Source organism: Pseudohalocynthiibacter aestuariivivens, assembly GCF_018457175.1.
Classification (GTDB): domain Bacteria; phylum Pseudomonadota; class Alphaproteobacteria; order Rhodobacterales; family Rhodobacteraceae; genus Pseudohalocynthiibacter; species Pseudohalocynthiibacter aestuariivivens.
Genome location: NZ_JAGFNU010000005.1, coordinates 31,843 through 48,679 on the forward strand (window position 1 = coordinate 31,843; position 16,837 = coordinate 48,679).

Below are 16,837 nucleotides of genomic sequence, written 5' to 3' on the forward strand. Positions count from 1 at the left end.
AAAGACCATAATTTCTTTGAAAGCAATCCGGTTTTATGCGCAGCGAGATGACTTAGGTGTCATTAAGCCGAACATCCTGATCGCCGCGGTTTTCTCAGAAGCTGAACGCCAAGCCGCAACGGTGTTAAACCGGCGCCAGCATACTTCAATTTAGGCTTCCCCATGACCAGCGCACCTTAGCAATTCGTACGCGGGGTCTTTGCAACACGGGCTAATCCTCTTCTTTTCTAGGAGTCGTATATCAAATCAGCTTCATTAGTTTAAGTTGAATTTACTAATTGTTGCGATAAGTTAATCTGATGGTGAATTTAACCCTTAAGCAGCTTCGCTATTTTGAAGCTTTGGCACGTCATGGCCACTTTGGGCGCGCAGCAGATGCTTGTGCGATCTCACAGCCAGCCTTGTCTATGCAGATCAAAGAACTGGAAGAAACGCTCGGGATAGTATTATTCGAGAGAGGTGCACGAAAGGTCCGGCTTACCAACTTCGGAGAAGAGTTCGCTCTCCGGGTCCGTGATATCGTGCGATCAGTCGATGAACTGGGAGATTTGGCGCGCACCGCAAAAGACCGGCTTGTTGGTCGGCTGCGTATCGGCGTGATCCCGACGATTGCCCCCTATCTGCTGCCCACAATTATCAGAGAGCTTTCCCAAACTTACATCGGACTCGACATTCATGTTCGTGAGACCCTGACGTCGAAGCTGATACAAGAGCTGGCCGAAGGTCGGATTGACACAGCAATCGTGGCTTTGCCGGTGTCCGAAGCTTCATTTACCGAGGTGCCACTGTTTGATGAGAATTTCATGCTGGTCCGGCCACGTGAAGACGCAGGAAAACCCGTACCCAACAACGAAGCGTTACGCGAAATGAGACTGCTGTTACTTGAAGAGGGACATTGCTTTCGAGATCAGGCGCTGTCGTTCTGCAAGATTCAATCCGCGACACCTAAAGAAGGGCTTGATGCGAGCTCGCTGTCCACGCTTGTTCAAATGGTAAGTGCCGGTATCGGTGTCACATTGATCCCGGAAATTGCTGTGCCTGTGGAAACACGTTCGGCTTCAGTTTCGGTCGCTCGTTTCGAAAGCCCACAGCCATCACGCACAATTGGAATGATCTGGCGGAAACAAAGCCTTTTGGCCAATCAGCTCTTACAGATTTCTGATGTCGTTCGTCGGTCTGTCGAAATGTTGCGCGAACATCAAAACCCGGGTTCAACGCTGTAAAACAACCATAGCTGATGCTGCCAACACCTGTTCCAGGCGGATTGTTTGGGTTCTCTCTACAAAACTGCGAAAGAGGCTGTGTTGTATCATTTTACGATCCTAAATGACCTTCGTGCCTAGCCAAAGGCGTATCGCTTTGACAAGATAATTCATGAATCATTTGGAGGTGTTAAGGTTCGAAAAAATGTGCCCGTTGATTAACGAAATTTAAACAGTAATTTTTTTCAATAAAATCAAGAAGAACCCCAGAATAACACTGCAATGGTAAGTAGCCAGGGTCAGACGATTGTTTAAGCTAGATTGGCAGACAGGAAGAAAGCTATGAGAAAACTCTTTTTACAGCTAACCATGCTCGCCTTTTTCCTTCTTGGCTGTACCGAACCCGTTTCCCGCGATCTTAATCCTAGAATTCTCGCGATGGGTGACTCTTTGCTCGCCACGCATGAGATGTCAGGCAAATCCGTTTCGCATGCAATCGAAGAATTTTTAGGGGAACCTGTCATCGACCGCTCGGTTGCGGGCGCACGATTCTTTTATGCCCTGCCTATTTCCGGAGCTATGGGAATGAACATCTCCAAGCAGTACAGACCTGGGAACTGGGATTGGGTTGTTCTCAATGGTGGCGGGAATGATCTGTGGCTTGGTTGCGGGTGCATCCTGTGTAACAGAAAACTCAACCGGTTGATCGCAGATGATGGTGAAAGTGGTAAGATACCAGCCCTGATCTCTGATCTGCGTAAAACAGGCGCCCGCGTCATTTTTGTTGGCTATCTGCGTAGTCCCGGCGTCAATTCATTGATTGAGCACTGCAAGGACGAAGGTGATGAGTTGGAACGCAGGATCAACAATTTTGCCAATCAAGACGAAGGTGTTTATTTTCTTTCTTTGAAAGATTTGGTTCCTAACGGAGATCGGTCTTTCCACACGGTTGATATGATCCACCCATCTGTCAGAGGTAGCGCCGCGATTGGCGCACGCGTCGCACAGATTATCCAGCAGTAAACGGCGGGCTACTTTAGCGCCTCCGGCAAGAAGAGCGCAATCTGAGGAAAGGCTATAAGAGCCGCGACCATAGCGAGCATGACCAGAACAAACGGAATCGTGCCAAGCATAACCTCTGACATATTACCGCTTTTACGCGCGCCTTGAACCACATAGAGATTTAGGCCAACAGGCGGTGTTATCAAGGCCATCTCGATCAAAACAATCATCAGAATGCCAAACCAGATCGGGTCATAACCCTGCTCAACAACAAGCGGTACGATGATTGGAATCGTGACAACCATCAACGATAGCGTTTCGATAAAGAAACCAAGGACGATATAAATCATCACAATAACGAGGATCGTCCCGAATGGCGAAAGCCCAAGGTTCGACAGAAAAGCTTCCAGTTCCTGCCCCAGCCCTGCAGAAGCGAGCGTGAAGTTCAGAAACGAAGCACCGATTACAACGAGCATAATCATCGAGGTGATCTTTACTGTCCCATACAAACTGTCAGAGATCATCTGAAACGACACGCCCCCGAAAAAGCCCGCAATCAGGAAGGCACCGGCAACACCGACGGCGGCGGCTTCCGTGGGTGTGGCCCAACCGTTGTATATGGATCCGATGATCATCGCGAAGAGTAAAATGATTGGCAGAAGATGAACCAATGCATTCATCATCTCAGAGAATGAAAATACCCGTCTTTCACCACCTAGCTCTGGCCGCACGGTGCAGATGATTGCAACCGCAACAATAAAGGCAAAGGCAAGCCCAAGCCCGGGTACCAAACCCGCAAGAAAGAGTTGCGGGATCGAGGTTTGGGTCAAGAAACCATAAACAATCAGGTTGATTGACGGCGGGATCATAATGCCCAAGGTGCCACCCGCTGCAATCGCACCGGAAAAAAGCTTTGGGTCATAGCCCAGCTTTTCAGCTTGCGGCATTGCGACTGTTGCAACTGTGGCTGCTGTAGCAACAGATGATCCGGACGTTGCTGAAAACATGGTTGCCGTTGCGATATTGGCGTGCACCAAGCCACCTGGAAGCCAAGACACCCAACGATCAAGCGCTGCATAGGTACGGGTTGCGACACCACTTCGGACAAGTATTTCCCCTAACAACACAAAAAACGGGATCGCGATCAGGGTTGCGCTGTTTGACGAAGACCAGACCATTTGGCCCAGCCCACGGATCAACGGAAAACTACTGAAAAAGAAATCAATCCCAAAACCCAGCAGAAAAAGCACGATACCGACTGGAATCGAAAGACTTAGAAGCGCAAGCAAGCCAACAGAAACATAGGTGATCATTGTACTGTATCCTGCTCTGCGAAGGCGCCAATCGCAGCCTCGGATTGTGCGAATTGCCCTTTAAGAATTAATCGCAGGGCAGCTAATGTCGTGAGGCACGCCATGATCGCGAACCATAACCAACCGGCAAACCAAGGCCCCTGAACAAGTGCCAATGGCGTTTCCAGCGGTGTGTTTGCTGTGGACGAATTCTTTAAGGAACGCTCAAGAACCGGCCAACACCTGATTGCGATCAACACAATTGTCCCGCTGAGGACGAGCATCGATAAAAGATCAAACAGGCTGCGGCCCAGCGCCTGACGGCGGCTGCGCAGCAAATCGATCCGGACATGGCCAAGTTCAAGCATAGTATAGGCCATACCCCACGACGTTGCGATGGCCATCACATACCCGCTGATTTCATCAGTCCCCCCAAACGAGGACCCCAACTGACGTAAAACAATATCCAGCAAAACGAAGGCGGCACAGGCCAGAAGCATGACGCCAACAAGAAGGGCTACCCCGCGATTTACTGTTCTTAGTGTTTCTAAAAGTTTCATGTCACTGAGATCCTCTGAGAGAAACGTCCCTATCAGTTGATGGATACGCCAACCACTTTGCCAACAGACGCGTTCCAACGGTCGGCCCAGTCCTGGCCAGCGCGCTCTGCCCATTCAGGCAAAACTTCTGTTTCAAGTATATTCCGGGCCTTGGCAAAATCCGCATCTGATGCCTCTACCAAAGTCATGGAACGCGCGTCACCAGCAGGGCATTCACCATTGCCGGTCAGACATGCTATGTCGTCCACAAGAGCGTTTTGTGCACTGGCCCAAGCAGGGTCTTCAAAGTCGGATTTGATAGAGGTTTCAATCAGTGACTGGGTCTCTTTACTGAGGCTGTTCCATTTATCCATATTGATTGCTGTAACAACGGGGTCCCATCCGCCCAAAGGCAGAGGCATCAGGTGGGTCGAAACTTCCCACCATCCGGCACTATAGCCTGACCCTGCCCCTGTAACGGCACAATCAACAACACCTTTTTGTAGTGCGCCAGGCACCTCCGAGAACGATACGTTCACACCTTCAGCGCCAAGCGCCTCCAGCAATTTCGCGGTCATACGGCCAGAAGCGCGTACTTTCAAACCCTGAAGATCATCCAACCCTGCGATCTCTGCATTACAAAAAACAACTTGAGGCGGATAAGGCGCAATAGCCAAAACGTGCGAATTGAAACGGTCGCGGTAGATGTCGTTGACCATCGGGCGCGCAGCATCGACCATCGCGCGCGCTTCGTCCGCAGTTAGGGCGAGCAGCGGCACGTCAAGACCTTCAAGCTCGGGGGCGTCTGCCACAGCATAATCAGCAACGGTCATACCGACATCAAAAACACCCTGACCAAGCAGGTTGTAGATATCGCCAAGACCTAGTCCCATTTGATTGTGCGTCGTCAATTCGACATTGATCGACCCACCCGATGCCTCAGGCAAGGTGGTGCCCCAAAAGGGTGCTTCGTACTGTTTGTGCAGCGGCAGTCCAGACCAACTACCAACGACGGCGAGGTCTTCTGCAGCTGCGGGCGCTGCAAGCGCTGTTGAGGCAGCGAGTATTGCAAGTGTCTTACGCATTGATTTTCTCCTTGTTGAGTTCGCTCTTTTAAGTTTGTTTCATGGTCTGAAAGGCTGGACCTTCCAAGGTTTCATCGACATCCGCGATCAGCATGTGGCCGGGCGCATGGGTAATACAGAGCGGCAATTTGGCATTGAGCAAAACGTTTTGCGGTGTCACGCCACAGGCCCAATAAACTGGGACTTCGTCATTTCCGACATCAACCGGATCACCCCAATCCGGTTTGTTCAAATCTGCAATTCCGATATCTGCCGGATTCCCTTGTGCGATCGGGGCCCCATGAGCATGCGGAAATGCAGCGCTAATACGATAGGCATCTTCGACGCGATCCTTGTGAATCGGCCGCATGGTTGCCACCATTTCACCAGCAAAAACACCTGCCGGAACCAGCGGGATGCTGGTGCGGAACATCGGAACTGTTTTGTCCTGCTCGATATGGCGAACCGGAATACCGTTCGCGATCAAAGCATTCTCAAAAGTGAAGGAACATCCAAGTGCAACTGTAACCAGGTCATCTGACCACAAATGCCCGATACTCGTTACTTCCTCGGCCAGCTGACCGTCGCGAAACACCCTATACCTTGGAACATCCGTCCGAATGTCGATATCTTTGCCGAGTATCGGAAGAAATGGATCTCCGGTGTTTCCAACACCGACAACCGGGCAAGGTTTTGGATTGCGCTGACAAAACCTCAGGAAATCCAAAGCAACGTTTTCTGATACAATCGCAAGGTTACATTGCAACTTGCCCGGAGCGAGACCTGCGGTATGTCGATCATAGCTACCTTCCCTGATCGCGGCGCGCACTGCCTGCGCATCACGTTTCCGAAGCTCCGAGTAAAGGGCAGCATGTAGAGGCATCGCAAGTACCTTTCAAAACTTGAAAAAGAGCCTCGCACAGCTTTAACATTCCCTCAAATTATCATTTTGTATCACTTTTGATAAATAATTTGGATAGCCCAATCTAATTCTCGTGATCTTTATCCCATTGAGTTGCAACGACATGTGCAATCTCAGCCCCACGTTCTGCCAGAAAGCTGCGGGGTTCACTAAGAAAAGACGCCGTGAATTCAAGAGGGCTTGGTTGAAATCCCGGGTCAAACTCCTCGATTTGGTTTGACTCCAAAAGGCTTGCGGCCAACGCCCGAGGATAAGGTCCAACGGCAATTCCCGCCGCTATCATTTGCAGGCTGGCTGACAAGGATGCAGATGAATAGACACGCACATTCGGCCCAATACGCCGCGCGAGTTCAGCGATCAATTCACGGTAGGGCCGTGTCTTGGCAGCATAGGAAATAACCGGTGTTTCGTTCAGGTCTACCGGACCGCTTTTTGTTGATTTGAACCAATGCAAATTGAACTTCGGCAGCGGAACATTTTCCACGGTAAACTCAGAAACTGGCCCCATCAGAAAAACAAGATCGACTTTTCTTTCAAGCAGGCTGTTGCGCAAGTTACCCGAAATATCAACGGTCAGTTCAATATTCACCCGAGGATATTCCTCGCTGAATGCCTTAAGAAAGCCGGTCAACCATGATTGTGCAATCGTCTCAGACGATCCAACACGAAACAGCCCTTCAATCTCGGATGTATCGGCGACACGTTTCATGATCTCTTCTTGAACAAACAGCATTTGTTCTGCGTACCCTAAAAGTAGTGTTCCGGGTTTTGTAAGGACTATTCCCTTTGAGGTTCGTTCGAGAAGTTTAACCCCCAATTCATCTTCCAGAGTTCCAACGCGTGTTGAAATCGCGGGCTGAGAAAGGTTTAGCCTTTCAGACGCCCGTCTGAATCCACCAAGTCGAGCCACCCAGAAAAAAGTTTTGAGCTGATCAAACGTCAATGGGTTTCTCCGCAAACTGATTGAATGTTGTGCTGGACACTATTGCAGTGCACACACTCTCTGTAACCTAGTTTTCAGGAAAGTTCGCAATCCAGATGCAATTTACAACAGAACATGGTCCCGTGGAAATCGAGGTGGATCACCTCTTTATCGCAGGTTGGACCGGTCGCAATAAAGACGCAGTACAACACCATATTGACGAATTGGCGGCGATTGGTGTTTCTCCACCTTCGAAAGTTCCGCTGTATTATCGGGTGTCAAACACGCTTTTGACGGCGCAAACTAAGATCAATGTTTTAGGAGAAAAAACCTCGGGCGAAGCAGAACCAATGTTGGTTCAAAGCCACGGCAAGATCTGGCTGGGCCTTGGATCTGACCATACCGACAGGCAACTTGAGGTGACATCTGTTGCGGCGTCAAAACAAGCCTGTCAAAAACCCTGCGCAACAATTCTTTGGGATTTCGGAGCCTTGTCGCAGCATCTGGACAAAATTGAAATACGGTCCTGGATATGGGAAAATAGCGATTGGCAACTTTATCAGGACGGGCGATTGGCCCAACTGATACCCCTAGAAACACTGCGCGAAGATGCCGACATGCCGGATAACTCCGCAATGCTTTGTGGTACCTTTTCTGCAATCAACAGCGTTCGCAGCGCAAAAAGATTCCGAGCCGTCATGCATGATCCAATTCTTGATCGAAGCATTCAGTTTGAATACGAAAGCAATTGTTTGCCGATCGTAAACTAAAAACCTTCTGTTTTTATCCTAAAGGGTTCATTCGAAAAAGTTATTGTCTGTTGAGAAATATTTCAAAAAATCAAACATACGGTTCTATTTTGTCCAAAGGGTTAGGGGTTTGCCGGGGAAAGAAAACACTGCTTACCCGAGAACAAAGAACCGCAGAGTCCAAATTGAACATGGTAACTAAAGCATCCGAAGCCAGTAAGAACATCTTAATCTACCCTTGGTTCAAGTTCTTTCAAAATCTCGTCTCTTGGCAGGCGGTTTGGTTTTTTGTATTTTCAGAACGAACTCTCGGCTGCTGAGGCGATACTTCTCTATGTAGTCTATGACGTCGGCACGACAGTGCTTAGGATGGATTAATTTTCTTCTCACAAACGCGACCTATCGCGATGTTGCCAGCAAGCCATGCATGACGCCGTTTTTATCGGAAATGTCCTGACTAAACCGCCAAGGCCTTTGGGGCTGCAAGGGAGTCCCGCATTACCAGTTCGGTTTCAATTTCTATGCTTGATGTGGCTGGTTGATTGGAAAGAAGTCTAAGCAACTGTCTTGCTGCCTCTTGTCCCATTTCAATCTGCGGCACCCGTACAGTTGTCAGGCCCGGCTCAACAACCGAGGCTAAGCCAATATCGTCAAAGCCGGTGATTGAAACGTCGTCCGGTACTCTAGCTCCCTTTTTGCGCGCCCGAACAATCGCACCAGCCGCTAAAACGTCATTGCCGCAAATTATCGCGGTCGGTAAATCTGAAGCCGACATAATCTCGTCAAATGCTTCTGCACCGTTTTCCAACCTGTATCTGGCTTCAACAATTTTCGTCAGCCTTGCACCATCAGTGTTCTCACGAACAGCGCGACTGACCCCTTCAATACGGTTTCTGGCGCGATCATTGCCTTTTGAGATCCCTGCAATCATCGCAATGTCCCGATGACCAAACTCAAGAACGCGATTGGTCAATTTGTAAGCGGCTTTTTCGTTATCGAAACCTACGTACAAACCATCAGGAGTGTTTCTGTAGCACCATGAAATTACATAGGGGATTTTGCGTAGCGCCAGAAAATCCTTTGTTTTCTGAGGGCGCTCATCCCCAATCAGCAACAAACCGTCGGCCCCATGTGTCATGAGAGAACGAATTTGTCGAAATTCGTGCTCTGTATCATACCCTGAACTTGCAACTAGCAGAGTGACACCTGATTCAGCCAGGACTTCCTGAAAGGCCTGAAGACCGCTCGCAAACATCGCATTGGCCATCGATGGAATTATTGCTCCTACCGTATTTGTCCTGTTCGACGCCAACACCCGGCCGCCGAAATTCGGTGTATAACCAAGCCGATCAACTGCTTTCTGAATCCGCTCCCGTGTTTCCTTGGCAACTTTGTCCGGATCATTGAGTGCACGAGAAATGGTTGCGGTAGAAACACCTGCAGCCTCTGCAACGTCCTCTAGTGTCGGAGATCCTGTGTTTTTCATTCTTATCTTTTTCACAATCGAACCTTTCCGGCGCACTTATCCGGTTACACGCGCACGATATTGACATCAAGGATGCTAGTATAGCCGACATTAATGTAAGCGCTTGCATGAATCAATGTAAGCGCTTACAGTCAATAAAGGGAGACGCAGATTCTTACGGGGAGGAGCCCTGGGTTTTTGCAGAAAGGGAGTTGAATTGCATAAATTCGGCAACATCGCGCTCTTCGCAGCGCTAATCGTTTTCGCAGCTTTTCTGACCAATGTACTGGCAGGCGCGTTTTGGAACGCGAGCTTCCTTTCGGATGTCGGAGAGATGCTGACACTTCTTCTGACCAGTATTTTCTTTGTGGCCGCAATAATTTCGTTTGAAAACCGCGACCGATCAAAATCTGGGAAAGAATAACAAAATACCGAAATCTGGGAGGATTTTTAATGACAACTGAACATGAAACAACTGAATTGACCTCTGCCTCACGGCGAAATTTTTTAAAGCTTACGGGTAGCGGTGCGTTTACAGCAGCCATGGTTGCGGGCGCGGCAGGAACGCTTTGGTCCTCAGAAGCCGTAGCGCAAACAGCATCAGAAGAACGTGAGCGCGAGGCGGCGGCTGACCACACAATGCTGATAGCAACCGCTTATGTATTGGGTGCCTCACGCAGCTATCCGATTATGCAGTTGGACCTCAAAGAGAACATCCAAAACGCCACCAACGGCAAAGTATATGTCAAGCTCGCCCCCGGCGGGCAACTCGGCGCAGGCGGCGCTCTGGTACAGAAGGTACAGGGTGGCACGATCCAGGCAGCTCAACATTCATTGTCAAATTTTGCACCATTTGCCCCGGCAATTGACCTGATCAACCTCCCTTATTTCTGCGGTTCTAATCAGCGGTTCACGAACCTTGTGGGTTCAGATGCCTGGAAAAATGAAGTGCATCCAAAAATTGCAGAAAAGGGCTTTAAACCACTATTCTATGTGGTGATTGACCCACGCGTTGTTGCTGTACGCAAAGGGGGCTCCGGTCCCGTCTTGTCGCCAAGTGATTTGTCCGGCGTGAAGTTCCGCGTTCCCGGTAGCCAGATGCTGCAACAATACTATCGCATGGTTGGCGCAAACCCGACGCCTGTTGCCTGGGGTGAAACCCCATCGGCGATCAAACAAGGTGTTGCCGATGCTCTCGACCCATCTGTTGGAGCGCTTTATGTCTTTGGCTTCAAGGATATTCTGAGCCACGTTACCTTTACGCAAGCCGTGCCGGACAGCCAGATATTCTCGTGCAACCTCGAATGGTTTAATTCACTGCCTGAAGACGTTCAAGAAGGCATTGAATTCGCATCCGAAGTCACGACACAGCAGAATCTGGCAAAAGTTCCGGCAGCACGCGCTTACGCAATGTCTGAACTGTCAAAAGCTGGCGTGGAATTCCACTCCCTTAGCGATGATCAGCTGAACGCCTGGAAAGAAGCGGGCGGCTACCAGCGGAGTGAATGGGACCAGTTCAAAACTGATCTCGCCGGATCGATGGATGTGTTCAATCGTCTTGAAGAAGGCGCGAACACCATGGGCCGCTACTACGTACACGACGCATAGACCAGACAACAATTGCTTTGGGCAGCACACTGCCCAAAGCCAATTCATTTGAGATAGTGGGGCTGATATGGGTCAGATATTGCGTAACATCGACAAAAACGCGGAACGCTGGGCGCTGCTCGTGTTTTACACGCTGCTTGTTGCGACTATGGCGATAGAGGTGCTTCGGCGTGAACTCTTTTCTTACTCTTCAATCTGGGGCGAGGAAATTGTGCGCTACTCCTTTATCTATCTGGCTTGGATCGGCGCTGCGTCAGCCGTTAAGGAACGTGCACATATTCGAATAGATGTGCTTTTTCACTATGTAGGGCCGCGCATGAAAGCATTGCTCTACATTTTTGGTGATCTGGTGATGTTAGTGATCGCAGTCCTGGCACTTTATTGGTCTTTCGAGACAGTCGGGGTGAGCTGGAAATACGGCTCGGTCACTGACGGGCTGAGAATTTCAAAAGTCTGGTTTCTGATGGCTGTTCCAATTGGGTTTGGACTTGTCGTCTTTCGGTTACTGCAATCTTTGCTTCGGGATGTGACGGACCTTTTTGCAGGCCGCCCCGTCTTTGAAGGCAATAAACTTTTTGATTGAGGTTCGACATGCTCTGGCAAACCCTACAGCAACAGACGGTTGACCTTGGTTGGTCGTTCTACGGCCCGGTTCTGATCTTCGTCCTGTTTTGCGCGCTCGGCGTTCCCGTATGGGCAGCCATTGGTGCCTGCGCAGTAAGCATGCTGATACTTTCAGATGTTTTGCCGATGTCACTATTGGGCGAGTCCCTGTTCGACGGGATCGACGCCTTCGCCCTCACGGCGGTACCGCTTTTCATCCTGACTGGTGACGTGCTCGTCAGGACGGGTTTAAGCCGCAAATTTCTTGACGTTGCAGAAGCTTTGACCTGTTGGGCCAAGGGCGGTTTTGGCTCTGCCACCGTTCTGGTTTGCGGGATGTTCTCAGCTATCTCAGGTTCAGATGCGGCAGGGGCTGCTGCAGTTGGGCGGATGACAATCGATCGGTTGGTCGAGAGCGGCTATCCCCGCCCTTACGCTTGCGCACTGGTTGCTGCGGGGGCTTGTACCGGCATCCTCATCCCGCCTTCGATTGCCTATATCATTATTGGTCTTGTGCTTGGAATTTCCGCGTCGACCCTGTTTCAGGCTGCCCTGATCCCTGGCATTTTAGTGCTTCTTTCCATCCTGATCACGAATATCATCGTAAATCGCAAACACGCCTATGAAGGCGGTGGGATGATCACAACCGCAGAATGGCTAAGCAATCTGGGTAAAGCACTGAAAAGTGGCTGGTATGCATTCCTTGTGCCCGGCATCATCTTTTACGGAATATTTTCGGGTCGGCTCACACCAACCGAAGCAGGCGCAACTGCAGTGGTCGTCACGATCATTTTGGGCTTTATCCTTGGTACGCTGAAACTCTCAGACTTCCCATCAATGCTTGTGGGCTCTGCCAAAGTGAACGGTGTTATTCTGCCAATCATCGCTTTTTCACTTCCACTGGCACAAACACTTGCTGCAATGGGTGTACCGCAGGGCTTTGTCTATGCTGTGACCTCGCTTACCGAGAACCCCTATGTTCTGATCCTGCTTATGATCGGCATTCTGATCGCTGCGGGTTGCGTGATGGAAACGACGCCTAACATCGTTATCCTTGCACCCATTTTGAAACCATTGGCAGATGAAATCGGAATGAACGAAATTCAGTTCTGCATCATGATGATCACATCGCTCGGAGTTGGCTTCATCACCCCTCCACTTGGTCTCAATCTTTTTGTTGTGTCGGGGATTACTGGTGAATCCATCTTAAGGATCGCAAACCGTGCAGTACCCTTTGTATTCTTTATGCTGCTAGTCGTTCTTATGATCGCCTACATTCCGGCAGTTTCAACCTTCCTTCTACCTGATAGTTTTAAATAGGACGTCTTAAATGGCTCGTGATTACTTAAAAAAGGCAACAAAGACTGCTTCAACCGATGCAGGTGATGTGCGCGACACAGTTCAGACTATACTGGACGATATCGAAAAGGGTGGCGACGAAGCTGCCCTGCGGTACGCGCAAAAGTTTGATCAGTATCAGGGCAAAATTCTTCTGGGAGAGGAAGAAATAGCAGCTGCATCCGTTCTGGTTTCTCAACGGTTAAAAGACGATATCGCCTTTGCGCACGACAACGTTCGCCGCTTTGCAGAAGTGCAGAAAGAAACCATGCGCGATGTCGAGCTCGAAGTCGTGCCCGGCCTGATCGCCGGCCAAAAAAGCATCCCGTGCGTTGCGGCTGGATGTTACGTGCCCGGTGGGCGCTACAGCCATATTGCGAGCGCCATCATGACGGTGACAACCGCCAAGGTTGCGGGATGTCAGCACATTGTGGCCTGCTCCCCTCCTCGGATGGGAGAGGGTATCGCACCGGCAATAATCTATGCCGCAAACCTGTGTGGTGCGGACTCCATTCTTTCGATGGGTGGTGTTCAGGGTGTCGCCGCTATGACCTTTGGTCTGTTTGGTCTTCCGAAGGCCGACATTCTGGTCGGACCGGGAAATCAGTTTGTAGCTGAAGCCAAACGTATTTTGTTTGGCCGGGTCGGGATCGACATGATCGCCGGGCCGACCGATAGCCTTATACTTGCCGATAAAACAGCGGACGCTGAAATTGTTGCGACCGATTTGGTGGGACAGGCAGAGCACGGATACAACTCACCGGTATGGCTGGTGACATCAGACCAAACCCTGGCAAAGAAAGTCATGAAGCTGGTCCCAGGATTGATTGCTGAATTGCCAGAAGTAAATCGCATGAATGCCGAAGCTGCGTGGCGTGACTATGCAGAAGTGATAGTCTGCGATGATCGCGAAGAAATGGCGGCGACTTCTGACGAATACGCGCCAGAGCACCTGACGGTACAAGCGGCTGACCTGCCTTGGTGGCTAGACCGGCTGCAATGCTACGGCTCTTTGTTTCTGGGTGAAGAAACCACCGTGGCATTCGGCGACAAAGCATCAGGTACGAACCACGTTCTGCCAACGTCCCGCTCTGCCAAGTACACTGGTGGTCTGTCTGTGCACAAATATATGAAGATTGTCACATGGCAAAAATCCACCCGCGAAGGAGCAAAACCAATTGCCGAAGCAACCGCACGCATCGCAAGGTTGGAAGGTATGGAAGGACATGCGCGTACTGCGGATATCCGACTGAAAAAATACTTCCCCGATGAACAATTCGACCTCACTGCAAATGGCTGACGAATCCCCTATTCCCGGTCTTTTTGATCTTAAGGGGCGCGTGGCTTGTGTCACGGGTGCCAGTTCCGGGCTGGGGCGCCGCGCAGCGACATTGCTTGCGCTGGCTGGGGCCAGCGTTGTGGGCGTGGCACGTCGGGCTGATCAACTGGCCGACTGGCAGGCAAATGTGAACGGTGATACCGCCGTGATCCCGCATGATCTGTCTGACCGCGATAGCCTGCCGGAACTGGCTGAACGCGCCGCTGACCCTTTTGGGCAACCTGATATTCTTGTCCATGCCGCTGGGATCAACACCCGTGAGGCTGCAGATGCCGTTACCCCCGAAGGCTGGGATGTCACGCTGTCTTTGAACCTCACCGCGCCGTTTTTCCTTAGCCAACACCTGGTAAGCGGGATGAAAGAAAAAGGTTGGGGCAGGATCGTTAATTTCGCCTCTCTTCAAATGACCCGCGCTTTTCCTGGGGGTATTGCCTACGGCGCCAGCAAAGGCGGGATCGGTCAATTAACGCGCGCAATGGCAGAGGTCTGGTCGCCGCACGGGATCAATGTGAATGCGATTGGACCGGGTTTTATCCGTACTGAACTTACCGCACCCGTTTTCAACGACCCGGAGCGCGCCGCGCAAAACGCCACGCAAACCTGTATCGGCCGGAATGGCGAACCCGAAGATCTCGATGGGCCGCTCCTATTCCTGTGCTCGAACGCTTCGGCCTATGTGACGGGTCAGGTTCTGATGGTTGATGGGGGGTACACTGCGAAATGAAAGCCCTTGTCTATACCGGCGTTGAATCGCTTGATTATCGCGATGTGACTGATCCTGTACCGATGCTGAACGAACAGCTGATCCGGATTGAAAGCGTTGGTATCTGTGGGTCAGACATGCATGCCTATTTGGGGCATGATACTCGGCGACCTGCACCGCTGATCCTTGGGCACGAAGCCGCAGGCGCAATCAAGGGGGGCGCGCGAGATGGCGAGCGTGTCACAGTCAACCCGCTGGTAACCTGCGGCACCTGTCCGGCCTGTGTGTCCGGCCGGGACAACCTTTGCCCTGAGCGCCAGATCATCTCGATGCCACCGCGCGAAGGCGCGTTTGCCGAATGGCTGACCATGCCCGAAAGCAATCTGGTTACTGTGCCCGCAGACGTGCCGCTTGAAAAGGCAGCCCTTGCTGAACCCATCGCCTGTGGCTGGCATGCCGTTCGGATTGGCCTCGAAACGTTGGGCGCTGAACATGACAATATTCGTGCACTTGTGTTAGGTGGTGGCGCGATTGGCCTAGGGGCCGCGCTAAGCCTTGCCGCTCAGGGTGTGTCGGATATCAAAATCGTTGAACCTAACGCCGAGCGGCGCCTGCACCTTCAGCGTAATTGCAATCAGAATGCTATTTCGGCTGATCAGTTAAACAGCAATGACATGTTCGATATTGTCATCGATGGTGTCGGTTTTGCCAGCACCCGCGCGACAGCTTCTAAACATGCACGGCCCGGTGGCGTCATCATGCATATCGGCTTGGGCGAAGATGCCGGCGGGCTAGATGTACGGCGTATGACCCTTCAGGAAATCACTTTTATTGGCACCTATACCTATACAGCTGAAGATTTTCGCCAGACGAATCAAGCAATTTTCGATGGCCGCCTCGGTGCACTCGACTGGATTGAAACAAAACCCCTGTCTGAGGGCGCGCGCGCGTTCAAAGACATTCGCGCAGGCAAGGTTGCCGCTCCCAAAACAGTACTGATCCCCGATCACGCAGGGCCTTGAGAAAAACCTGCAAACAAAACGTTGAAATCTACGCAAAACGCGATCGAAGTGTCGCAGAATTAAGGAACGGTCATGTATAAAAAAGTTATCGTCTCTTTGGCCCTTGACCATGGCATAGGCCAAACGGCCATTGAGGCTGCCCGCAGCCTTGTAGATAAAGGCGGAGAGATTATTGCGGTCCATGTCTATGAACCGCTTCATGGTTCTGTCAGCACTTACGTCACGGACGAGGCCGTTGCGACGGCGCTTCAAAAAACCAAAGACCGCCTTGCCGAACGTGTTGCTGGATCGCCCGATGTAAAAGCTCTATTGCTTAAAGGTCATTCCGGTCGCGTGATTACCGATTACGCAAAAGAATGTGGGGCCGATTGTATTGTTATTGGGTCGCATAAACCGGGGTTGAGCGATTATTTTCTGGGCTCGACGGCTGCCCGAATTGTGCGCCATGCGCCTTGTTCGGTCCACGTGTTGCGCTAGAAACGATAGAATAACTTTCCAAAAACGGGACTTCGCATCAGTTCTGCACAGTGATGCAAAAAACAAATTTCAGCACGTGAGGAGTACAAAACGTGTCCGTAAATGAAAAAATCGTATCCGACCTTGTCGCAAACAAGGTTGAATTCGTGACTACCGTGCCCTGCAAGCAACTGGCCGGCGTCATCGAAAAAATCGACGAGTGCAAGAATATTTATCACATCCCGTCGAACAAGGAAGACGAAGGGATGGGGCTTTGTGCCGGTGCGTTCATGGGCGGCAAACGTCCGGCGATCATCATGCAGAACACCGCAATTGGGGTCACGATCAACACACTTGTCACCCTAACCCAGTATTACCGAATGCCGCTGCCGATGCTGATCAGCTACCGTGGTGAACTGGGCGAACCGGTGGCCTGCCAGGTTGAAATGGCTGTGCACACCAAGGCGCTGTTGGCGCAACTCAACATCCCGACCTACCACTTTCACCATGAAGATGACGTCAATGAATTCGACGCGATCCTGAAACACACCTTCATGTGCAACAAACCTGTCGCCATTCTGACAGATGCTTCTTTCTGGAAAGGATACTGA

General features: G+C 50.9%; 18 protein-coding genes. 12 read left to right on the plus strand and 6 right to left on the minus strand.

The features are described from left to right. The first annotated feature begins 299 nt into the window (after positions 1-299). Both J4E70_RS08940 and J4E70_RS08945 read left to right on the plus strand, forming a co-directional pair. Complete coding sequence (locus tag J4E70_RS08940) at positions 300-1,223, plus strand: LysR substrate-binding domain-containing protein (RefSeq protein WP_213888762.1); 924 nt, start codon at positions 300-302, stop codon at positions 1,221-1,223. A 321-nt stretch (positions 1,224-1,544) separates the two neighbouring features. After that, positions 1,545-2,225: an SGNH/GDSL hydrolase family protein gene (locus J4E70_RS08945; protein ID WP_213888763.1), complete on the plus strand. Its 681-nt coding sequence runs from the start codon at positions 1,545-1,547 to the stop codon at positions 2,223-2,225. 8 nt (positions 2,226-2,233) lie between these two features. Here J4E70_RS08945 and J4E70_RS08950 read toward each other — a convergent pair whose 3' ends face one another. From J4E70_RS08950 to J4E70_RS08970, 5 genes are all read right to left on the minus strand, one after another. Then, a complete protein-coding gene (locus J4E70_RS08950; protein WP_213888764.1) occupies positions 2,234-3,517 on the minus strand; it encodes a TRAP transporter large permease in 1,284 nt (427 codons plus the stop codon). After that, entirely contained in the window at positions 3,514-4,056 is a 543-nt protein-coding gene (locus tag J4E70_RS08955; protein WP_213888765.1) for a TRAP transporter small permease subunit, read from the minus strand. The genes J4E70_RS08950 and J4E70_RS08955 overlap by 4 nt, the downstream gene beginning before the upstream one ends. A 32-nt stretch (positions 4,057-4,088) precedes the next feature. After that, the gene (locus J4E70_RS08960) at positions 4,089-5,120 is read right to left on the minus strand and encodes a TRAP transporter substrate-binding protein (RefSeq protein WP_213888766.1); all 1,032 of its coding nucleotides are present in this window, start codon (positions 5,118-5,120) and stop codon (positions 4,089-4,091) included. Between the two features lie 28 nt (positions 5,121-5,148). Next, positions 5,149-5,982: a putative hydro-lyase gene (locus J4E70_RS08965; RefSeq protein WP_213888767.1), complete on the minus strand. Its 834-nt coding sequence runs from the start codon at positions 5,980-5,982 to the stop codon at positions 5,149-5,151. 103 nt (positions 5,983-6,085) lie between these two features. Beyond that, positions 6,086-6,964 carry a LysR family transcriptional regulator gene (locus tag J4E70_RS08970; protein WP_213888768.1) on the minus strand — a complete coding sequence of 293 codons (879 nt, stop codon included), beginning with the start codon at positions 6,962-6,964 and terminating at the stop codon, positions 6,086-6,088. Between the two features lie 95 nt (positions 6,965-7,059). Between J4E70_RS08970 and J4E70_RS08975 the strand changes: the two genes are divergently transcribed. After that, the gene (locus tag J4E70_RS08975) at positions 7,060-7,713 is read left to right on the plus strand and encodes a DUF2848 domain-containing protein (protein ID WP_213888769.1); all 654 of its coding nucleotides are present in this window, start codon (positions 7,060-7,062) and stop codon (positions 7,711-7,713) included. A 436-nt stretch (positions 7,714-8,149) separates the two neighbouring features. Here J4E70_RS08975 and J4E70_RS08980 read toward each other — a convergent pair whose 3' ends face one another. Continuing rightward, entirely contained in the window at positions 8,150-9,178 is a 1,029-nt protein-coding gene (locus J4E70_RS08980) for a LacI family DNA-binding transcriptional regulator (protein ID WP_213888770.1), read from the minus strand. Between the two features lie 196 nt (positions 9,179-9,374). Here J4E70_RS08980 and J4E70_RS08985 point away from each other — a divergent pair, with 196 nt between their 5' ends. The 9 genes from J4E70_RS08985 to comD all read left to right on the plus strand — a co-directional run bounded on the left by J4E70_RS08985 (position 9,375) and on the right by comD (position 16,837). Further along, entirely contained in the window at positions 9,375-9,581 is a 207-nt protein-coding gene (locus J4E70_RS08985) for a hypothetical protein (RefSeq protein WP_246531682.1), read from the plus strand. A gap of 29 nt (positions 9,582-9,610) precedes the next feature. Beyond that, a complete protein-coding gene (locus J4E70_RS08990) occupies positions 9,611-10,765 on the plus strand; it encodes a TRAP transporter substrate-binding protein (RefSeq protein WP_213888771.1) in 1,155 nt (384 codons plus the stop codon). A 67-nt stretch (positions 10,766-10,832) separates the two neighbouring features. Beyond that, a complete protein-coding gene (locus tag J4E70_RS08995) occupies positions 10,833-11,348 on the plus strand; it encodes a TRAP transporter small permease (RefSeq protein ID WP_213888772.1) in 516 nt (171 codons plus the stop codon). Positions 11,349-11,356: 8 nt separating this feature from the next. After that, positions 11,357-12,688 carry a TRAP transporter large permease gene (locus J4E70_RS09000; RefSeq protein ID WP_213888773.1) on the plus strand — a complete coding sequence of 444 codons (1,332 nt, stop codon included), beginning with the start codon at positions 11,357-11,359 and terminating at the stop codon, positions 12,686-12,688. A 10-nt stretch (positions 12,689-12,698) separates the two neighbouring features. After that, a complete protein-coding gene (gene hisD / locus J4E70_RS09005; RefSeq protein ID WP_213888774.1) occupies positions 12,699-14,006 on the plus strand; it encodes a histidinol dehydrogenase in 1,308 nt (435 codons plus the stop codon). After that, on the plus strand, positions 13,975-14,769 hold the full coding sequence (locus J4E70_RS09010; RefSeq protein WP_377608477.1) for an SDR family NAD(P)-dependent oxidoreductase: 795 nt from the start codon (positions 13,975-13,977) through the stop codon (positions 14,767-14,769). The genes hisD and J4E70_RS09010 overlap by 32 nt, the downstream gene beginning before the upstream one ends. Then, the gene (locus J4E70_RS09015) at positions 14,766-15,770 is read left to right on the plus strand and encodes a zinc-dependent alcohol dehydrogenase (protein ID WP_213888775.1); all 1,005 of its coding nucleotides are present in this window, start codon (positions 14,766-14,768) and stop codon (positions 15,768-15,770) included. The genes J4E70_RS09010 and J4E70_RS09015 overlap by 4 nt, the downstream gene beginning before the upstream one ends. A gap of 72 nt (positions 15,771-15,842) precedes the next feature. Next, the gene (locus J4E70_RS09020) at positions 15,843-16,247 is read left to right on the plus strand and encodes a universal stress protein (RefSeq protein WP_213888776.1); all 405 of its coding nucleotides are present in this window, start codon (positions 15,843-15,845) and stop codon (positions 16,245-16,247) included. Positions 16,248-16,339: 92 nt separating this feature from the next. After that, on the plus strand, positions 16,340-16,837 hold the full coding sequence (gene comD, locus J4E70_RS09025) for a sulfopyruvate decarboxylase subunit alpha (protein ID WP_213888777.1): 498 nt from the start codon (positions 16,340-16,342) through the stop codon (positions 16,835-16,837).

What these genes read in the sequence shown, in the direction of transcription:
- J4E70_RS08975 (WP_213888769.1), top strand. Translation starts at nt 7,060, where the DNA reads ATGCAATTTACAACAGAACATGGTCCCGTGGAAATCGAGGTGGATCAC.
- J4E70_RS08950 (WP_213888764.1), bottom strand. Translation starts at nt 3,517, where the DNA reads ATGATCACCTATGTTTCTGTTGGCTTGCTTGCGCTTCTAAGTCTTTCG.
- J4E70_RS08960 (WP_213888766.1), bottom strand. Translation starts at nt 5,120, where the DNA reads ATGCGTAAGACACTTGCAATACTCGCTGCCTCAACAGCGCTTGCAGCG.
- J4E70_RS08955 (WP_213888765.1), bottom strand. Translation starts at nt 4,056, where the DNA reads ATGAAACTTTTAGAAACACTAAGAACAGTAAATCGCGGGGTAGCCCTT.
- J4E70_RS08945 (WP_213888763.1), top strand. Translation starts at nt 1,545, where the DNA reads ATGAGAAAACTCTTTTTACAGCTAACCATGCTCGCCTTTTTCCTTCTT.
- J4E70_RS08980 (WP_213888770.1), bottom strand. Translation starts at nt 9,178, where the DNA reads ATGAAAAACACAGGATCTCCGACACTAGAGGACGTTGCAGAGGCTGCA.
- J4E70_RS08940 (WP_213888762.1), top strand. Translation starts at nt 300, where the DNA reads ATGGTGAATTTAACCCTTAAGCAGCTTCGCTATTTTGAAGCTTTGGCA.
- J4E70_RS09015 (WP_213888775.1), top strand. Translation starts at nt 14,766, where the DNA reads ATGAAAGCCCTTGTCTATACCGGCGTTGAATCGCTTGATTATCGCGAT.
- J4E70_RS08990 (WP_213888771.1), top strand. Translation starts at nt 9,611, where the DNA reads ATGACAACTGAACATGAAACAACTGAATTGACCTCTGCCTCACGGCGA.
- J4E70_RS08965 (WP_213888767.1), bottom strand. Translation starts at nt 5,982, where the DNA reads ATGCCTCTACATGCTGCCCTTTACTCGGAGCTTCGGAAACGTGATGCG.
- J4E70_RS09000 (WP_213888773.1), top strand. Translation starts at nt 11,357, where the DNA reads ATGCTCTGGCAAACCCTACAGCAACAGACGGTTGACCTTGGTTGGTCG.
- J4E70_RS09010 (WP_377608477.1), top strand. Translation starts at nt 13,975, where the DNA reads ATGAACAATTCGACCTCACTGCAAATGGCTGACGAATCCCCTATTCCC.
- J4E70_RS09020 (WP_213888776.1), top strand. Translation starts at nt 15,843, where the DNA reads ATGTATAAAAAAGTTATCGTCTCTTTGGCCCTTGACCATGGCATAGGC.
- hisD (WP_213888774.1), top strand. Translation starts at nt 12,699, where the DNA reads ATGGCTCGTGATTACTTAAAAAAGGCAACAAAGACTGCTTCAACCGAT.
- J4E70_RS08995 (WP_213888772.1), top strand. Translation starts at nt 10,833, where the DNA reads ATGGGTCAGATATTGCGTAACATCGACAAAAACGCGGAACGCTGGGCG.